The sequence below is a fragment of the Streptomyces sp. NPDC058221 genome (assembly GCF_042882365.1).
GTDB lineage: Bacteria > Actinomycetota > Actinomycetes > Streptomycetales > Streptomycetaceae > Streptomyces.
The window spans coordinates 1-5,191 of the sequence record NZ_JBHVWF010000269.1 but is presented as its reverse complement, the minus strand read 5'-3'; the positions used below and the strand labels follow the sequence as shown (position 1 = coordinate 5,191).

The window sequence follows — 5,191 nt, the reverse complement described above, 5'->3', positions numbered from 1 at the left end:
TGGGCGGCGCTGGAGTACGCGGCCGTCCCCGATCCCCACGGCAAGGGCGGGCGGGGTGACTGGTGTGTCGTCGCTCTGCTGTACGCCGGCCGGGTCCCTGAGGCGCCCGCGGCAGGGCGGGGCGCCACATCGACCCAACGGTGTCAGCACGGTCCGTGCGAACGCAGGAAAGTCGTAGGTGTCCTGGTCCTGGTAGTAGCCGACTGCTGAGTCGCCGCCCTGCCGGTGGCGGCGGGCGCGCGGGTGGTGAATCCGTCCATGGACAGGTGAACCGCAGGTCGGCTGCGCACGGCGACCGCAGACGTCAGGGCACGGGCCGGGGCGTCTTCCCCGCGGGGGCGATTCCGTCCACCGCAACCCGAAGTGGATGCCCAGGGCCCCAAGCCGTGAGGTGATCAGCGATCCGGCCGATGACCTGGTCGCGAACGGGACGGCCGGAGCGATCGTCAGGCTGGTGCGCACGGTTGACGATGAGTTCTGCCATTCTGACGGACCCTGCATGTGCCGACTTCAGCAAGGTCATCGGAAGGTCACCGCCGCAAGTGAGCGGGACTTCGCCCATGAGGGACGGGGCAAGGCCCAGGGCATGTGCGATCCCGGGAGGCGTCCGCTCAGTGGGATGTGCGGGGAGACGCCGCGCGCCACCGGATAGCCTCCCGCCGTCAGCGGACCGACGGAGGTGGTCTGATCCATGAAGTGCACGATCGCGCTGGCCATGATCCCGCTGGATCAGTTCGTGCCGCTTGCGAAGACAGCCGAGGAGTGCGGATTCTCGGCTGTCTCGCTGTCGGACTCGGTGTTCTTCTCGGAGCGCGCCGCAGCGGAGACCTATACGTCCGACGGGCGACGGATGTGGAACGAGGAGACTCCGTTCGCCGACCCGCTGGTCGCAGCCGCCGCGATGGGTGCCGTCACCGAGGTCCTCGTCTACCGGGGACGCCTTGATGAGGAACCCGCGACCCGGTCCGAGGCCGGTTGCCAGCCGGCCGCCTACCGCGGCGGCGCGCTCGCGCATCCCCAGCAGGCCGTGGCCCGCCCCCGCGGTCGCCGGGGACGGACCCGGACCGTTGTCACGGATCCGCAGGACCAGGGCAGCCTCGGTGTACGTCAGCTCGACGTCAACCGCAGCCCCCGGCGCGTGCCGCCGCGCGTTGGTGAGTGCCGCCTGGATGATGCGGTACACGGCCAGCTCGACGCCCGGAGGAAAGGGCCACCGGCGTACCGCTCATGATCAGCCTGATGCCGCCGCCGCCCGCGGTGCGGATGTCGTCCATCAGGTCGGTGCCGCTGCGCCCCGGCCTCCGGCATCCCGGGGGCGGGCAGCCGGGCCGTCTCGGCCTGCACCGCCACCACCGAGATGTGGTGCGCGACCACATCGTGCAACTCGCGGGCGATGCGCGCCCGTTCCCCCGGTCCGTGTGCTCCGTCAGCCGGCTGAGGATGGCCTGCCGGGCGGCCCCGTGCTGCTCGGCGTCCAGGTGCGCCCGCCGATCGCTGCCGGCCCAGGCCGCGAGCGGGGAAGAGCGAGGCCAGTACGACGGCCGGAATCTCGACCCGGCGCTCGGTGTGGTTGAGCAGCGTCACCACGAGGAACGTGACGGCGGCGGCCGGGACGAGCAGCAGGGCGGCGACGTGGCGCGGCCCGGTCCGGCCGAGCCGGTGGAAGGCGAGGAGGGTGGCGCAGAGCGCCCCCACGGTCAGGGAGTGGAAGCCCACCAGCGACAGGACGGTGGCGACGACGCCGACGACGAGCGTCGCGGCCGCGGCCGCGGCCGAGGCCAGCAGGGCCAGTGGCCAGCCCGAGCAGCCAGAACATCAGGATGTTCGGGAGGGCCCAGTCGGAGACCGCGGCCCGGACGACGGCTTCCGCGCTCGCCGCTCCGCCCCGCAGCATGCCCGTCATGGGCGAGGGCCGCGGGCCTTTATCACCTCGGAGTACCGGAGCGGCATGGTCCGCATGACGCTGGCGGCCAGCCCGAGGCGCAGCCGGATCCTCGTGGCCAAGGCGACGATGGTGGGAGCCGTCACCTTTGTCGCCGGGGCGGTGGGCACGGCAGCGGCCATCCCGATCGGCACCAGCCTGTCGAAGGCTCACGGCATCTTCGTCTTCCCGGTGTCGTCCTCGACCCAGCTGCGGGTGGTGCTCGGGGCCGCGGCGCTGCTCGCGGTGGCCGCGATCATGGCCATGGCGGTCGGGGCGATCTTCCGTCACAGCGCCGGCGCGGTCACCACCGTGACGGTGGCCGTGGTGCTGCCCTACGCCCTGACGGTCATTCCGTTCATGCCCGCGGGCGCGGCGACCTGGCTGTCGAAGGTGACGCCTGGAGCCGCCTTCGCCGTCCAGCAGACACTGACGCACCACCAGGTGGCCAGTAACTACACGCCCTACTACGGCTACTACCCGCTGCAGCCCTGGGCCGGCCTCGCCGTACTGGCCGGCTACGCGGTGGTGGCGCCGGCCGTGGCCGCCGCGTTGTTGGCGCGAAGGGACGCATGACAGCGCAGCGGCATTGCACGCAGAATGGACGAAGCTGCGGACCCTGGCGAGTCCGCTGTGGCTGCTGCTCGGCACCGTCGTGGTGACGGTGGGCCTGAGCGCGGTGGCGGCCTCGGTGTTCACGTGCACCGACCGGAGCTGCGGCGACGACCCGACCGAGGTCAGCCTTGTGGGCGTCGATCTCGGCCGGGCCCCGGTCGCCATTCTGGCCGTGCCGGTCATCAGCAACGAGTACGGCACGGGCATGATCCGTACCACCCTGACGGCGGTCCCGCTGCGGACGACCGTCTTCGCGGCCAAGTGCGCGGTCGTCGGCGGTGTGGTCCCCGTCGGTGGATCCGTGGCCGTGCTCGGGGCGCTGCTCGCCGGGCGGATGGTGATGGCCGCCCCGGTGGCCGGGCGCTGTCGCTGTCCGAAGGGCCGACGCTGCGCGCGGTCGTCGGATCGGTCATCTATCTGATCCTGGTCGCCCAGCTCAGCCTCGGTGTCGCCACCGCGGTACGCGACTCCGCCGCCTCCATCGGGGTGGTCCTCGCAGTGCTGTACATCTTCCCGATCATCGCCGCGACCATCAGCAACGCGCGTCTGCAGCACGTGCTGGAGCAGATCTCGCCGATGAACGCGGGGCTCGCCGTCCAGGCCACCACCCATCTGGATCAGCTGCCCATCGGCCCCTGGGCCGGCCTCGGTGTGACGGCCGGCTGGGCGGCCGCCGCGCTGCTGCTCGGCGGCCTGCTGCTGGCAAGGCGCGATGCGTAGGGCGGGGCACGGCGTCGGGCCCGGCCGCCCGGCGCCGTGCTCAGCCGCCAACTCGTTCTCCGTGAGCGACGGACAGCAGGCGAGCCCTGCGGACAGGTCATCCATCCGGGGAAGCCGGGGCGTGGCCACATCTCCGAAATTGACTTGCCGCAGCTGTGTGAACTCATCCCAGGAGTTGATGTGATCTCGGGCTGGACTTCTTCGGAGGCGGCCGTTGATTCCGGCAGCGCGTTCGGCTTGATCTCTCCGGTGTGGCCCTGGCAGCTCCGCGATGGTTGGGCCGGGCACCGTGGTCGCGGGTGCTCAAGGGAGGAAAGCCACTGCGGGAAAGGCCGGGGACGGTCCGTTGAGCAGGTGCCTCGGGTGCTGGCGTAGGTGTTCGTCGAAGAACGCGAGTGGGTATGCCTGCTGGATCTTCACTGCCTGGTCGGGGTCGAGGGAGCCGATCACATCCTGGAGTTGCTGCCCGCTCCACCCCAGGAGCTTCGCAATCTGTGGGAACAGAGCCTCGTTGTCGCCGTACGAGAAGTGGACGGCGCCCTGGGCGTGAAGGTTCAGCCGCCAGCCCCGCAGCTGCGACCAGAATGCGGCGGCCTCGGGATCGGTGGCCCGGGTGTACACGGCGGACATCATCATGAACGGCCGTTCCAGGGCGCCGGCCAGCGGCGGGTTCATCTGCATCGGGCCGTCCAGGCTGAGCCCGGCCCGGATACGTTCGTCCGCGAGCATGGCGCAGGCGGTCGCTGTCGCGCCCTTCGACCAGCCGAACGCGCCCATGCGCCGGGGGTCCAGAGAGCCGGGCAGCCCGGCCGGCAGCTTCCTGCGGTCGACGTCGGGATTGAGCCCGGCGGCGAGCTCCTCGACGCAACCGAGGACGAATCGCAGGTCGGCGGCAAAGTCGCCGGGCAGTGTCGGTGCCTGCGTGCCGCGCAGCGGAACGGCGATCCGGCCATCGGGGAACTCGGTGTAGGTGTCGTACTGGTGAGCCACTGTCACCACCGCGTATCCGTGACTGGCCAGCTCCTGGACCATGACGGTGTGGTCGCCCTGGTGGCTGTGCGCGCCGTGCGAGAACACGACGACGGGTAGCCGCCGGTCCGTTCGACGCACCGGAGCACCCACGTGGCCGGCTGTGAGCGGCCCCAGCGGGGCCAGATCGCTGAACCCGGCATCGGCGAGGAACGCCTGAAGTGCACCGGCCGGCATCCAGGGTGCCACCGGGTATCGCTCGACGTCCCGGGCGGGGTACCAGATGGTGGCCATCAGCTCGCGGAAGTGGCCGGGGCCCGCGATGTCGTCCGGGCGCGACCGGTCGACGAGGTGCAGCTGGACCGTGCCCACACGGTGCGGCCCGGTTGGTGCCGGCAGTATGAGCCGCGTCGCAGCAGGAGCGGCCGGGCCGGCCCACGCGGGGCCGGCAACGGCCGTCAACGGCACTCCGGCCCCGGCTCCCAGTGCGGCTCCCAGCATGCTGCGGCGTGTCATGCCCTTCCGGCTGATGAACGCTGTGGTGGTCATGCATCCTCCCCTGGTGACGGCTCGTCAACCATGCCGCGACGGAAGGCCCGTGGGCACAGGGAAACGCTGTCACGTGTTCCTGCCGCGCAGCATCGGACCACGGGTGTACAGCCTGGGGCTGATGCCGTCGTGCCGGCGGTCCGGGGCCATCCCGACCACCAGCTCGGGCTCGCGGTCCGGCAGGATCCACCGGTCCCGCTTCAACCGTCACCCCTGGCCCATGTGGTTGCTCGCCGCCGCTGAGGACTGGGGCAGCAGCGAAGGCGGCCCCAGTCCTCAACCGGTGTGACTCGTGTAGCAGATCAGCAGCCGAGGACCGTCGGTTCTGGTGTGGTCTGTTGGGGGTGGGGGTTGTGTTTGGGGTGTGAGGTGTTGCTGGGTGTGTCAGGTGTTGAGTGGTTTCCGGTGGGTGGTGTT

Annotated in this window: 8 protein-coding genes; 4 read left to right on the top strand and 4 right to left on the bottom strand. The window is 71.0% G+C overall.

Translation table 11 applies throughout. The features are described 5' to 3' along the window. On the top strand, window positions 1–210 hold a 210-nt coding region (locus tag ACFVW8_RS38345), incomplete at its 5' end, for a hypothetical protein (RefSeq protein WP_389698547.1). Window positions 211–304: 94 nt separating this feature from the next. On the opposite strand, the gene ACFVW8_RS38340 is transcribed toward ACFVW8_RS38345, so the two are convergent. Then, window positions 305–1,183 (bottom strand): ATP-binding protein, encoded by an 879-nt coding sequence (locus tag ACFVW8_RS38340; protein ID WP_389698545.1) that lies wholly within the window; start codon window positions 1,181–1,183, stop codon window positions 305–307. Continuing rightward, window positions 1,108–1,584 (bottom strand): histidine kinase dimerization/phosphoacceptor domain-containing protein, encoded by a 477-nt coding sequence (locus ACFVW8_RS38335; RefSeq protein WP_389698549.1) that lies wholly within the window; start codon window positions 1,582–1,584, stop codon window positions 1,108–1,110. Before ACFVW8_RS38335 ends, ACFVW8_RS38340 begins: the two co-directional genes overlap by 76 nt. Before the next feature lie 364 nt (window positions 1,585–1,948). Here ACFVW8_RS38335 and ACFVW8_RS38330 point away from each other — a divergent pair, with 364 nt between their 5' ends. The 3 genes from ACFVW8_RS38330 to ACFVW8_RS38320 all read left to right on the top strand — a co-directional run bounded on the left by ACFVW8_RS38330 (window position 1,949) and on the right by ACFVW8_RS38320 (window position 3,256). Then, on the top strand, window positions 1,949–2,497 hold the full coding sequence (locus ACFVW8_RS38330; RefSeq protein WP_389698543.1) for a hypothetical protein: 549 nt from the start codon (window positions 1,949–1,951) through the stop codon (window positions 2,495–2,497). A 13-nt stretch (window positions 2,498–2,510) separates the two neighbouring features. Continuing rightward, window positions 2,511–2,957, top strand: a complete 447-nt coding sequence (locus ACFVW8_RS38325) for a hypothetical protein (protein WP_389698541.1) — start codon at window positions 2,511–2,513, stop codon at window positions 2,955–2,957. A 77-nt stretch (window positions 2,958–3,034) separates the two neighbouring features. Further along, entirely contained in the window at window positions 3,035–3,256 is a 222-nt protein-coding gene (locus tag ACFVW8_RS38320) for a hypothetical protein (RefSeq protein WP_389698539.1), read from the top strand. 303 nt (window positions 3,257–3,559) lie between these two features. Here ACFVW8_RS38320 and ACFVW8_RS38315 read toward each other — a convergent pair whose 3' ends face one another. Together ACFVW8_RS38315 and ACFVW8_RS38310 are read right to left on the bottom strand one after the other, a co-directional pair. Beyond that, a complete protein-coding gene (locus ACFVW8_RS38315) occupies window positions 3,560–4,774 on the bottom strand; it encodes an alpha/beta hydrolase family protein (RefSeq protein ID WP_389698537.1) in 1,215 nt (404 codons plus the stop codon). A 69-nt stretch (window positions 4,775–4,843) separates the two neighbouring features. Further along, window positions 4,844–4,978 carry a hypothetical protein gene (locus tag ACFVW8_RS38310; RefSeq protein ID WP_389698535.1) on the bottom strand — a complete coding sequence of 45 codons (135 nt, stop codon included), beginning with the start codon at window positions 4,976–4,978 and terminating at the stop codon, window positions 4,844–4,846. Between the last annotated feature and the right edge of the window lie 213 nt (window positions 4,979–5,191).

What these genes read in the sequence shown, in the direction of transcription:
- ACFVW8_RS38330 (WP_389698543.1), top strand. Translation starts at nt 1,949, where the DNA reads ATGGTCCGCATGACGCTGGCGGCCAGCCCGAGGCGCAGCCGGATCCTC.
- ACFVW8_RS38315 (WP_389698537.1), bottom strand. Translation starts at nt 4,774, where the DNA reads ATGACCACCACAGCGTTCATCAGCCGGAAGGGCATGACACGCCGCAGC.